The sequence below is a fragment of the Cobetia sp. SIMBA_158 genome, from assembly GCF_046566945.1.
GTDB lineage: Bacteria > Pseudomonadota > Gammaproteobacteria > Pseudomonadales > Halomonadaceae > Cobetia > Cobetia amphilecti.
In genome coordinates this window covers 1-255 of the sequence record NZ_JAWJYL010000697.1, presented here as the reverse complement: position 1 = coordinate 255, position 255 = coordinate 1, and the positions used below count along the sequence as shown (strand labels likewise).

At 50.6% G+C, this 255-nt stretch carries 1 pseudogene; it reads left to right on the top strand.

Annotated features, from left to right (window positions below):
- A pseudogene (locus R2R70_RS21620) lies at nucleotides 1-255 on the top strand (hypothetical protein); the annotation flags it as partial.

The following is a 255-nucleotide window of genomic DNA, read 5'->3' as shown; positions in this document are numbered from 1 at the left end:
ATGCTGAATGTGCGCGGTGGCACCTCGTTAAGCGAAGAAGAAGTGGCCTCTATTGTTGACATGGTTGCCTCTTCGGTGACCGGACTCAGTACCGAGCAAGTAACCGTTACTGACCAGGCCGGACGTCTGCTTAACTCTGGTTCGCAAAGTGCACTGGCGGCTAAAAGTTCGCGTGAGTATCAAATTGAACCAAAACGCGAAGAGGCCTACTTAGAAAAACTAGCCAGTATTTTGATTCCCGTGCTGGGCTATGAC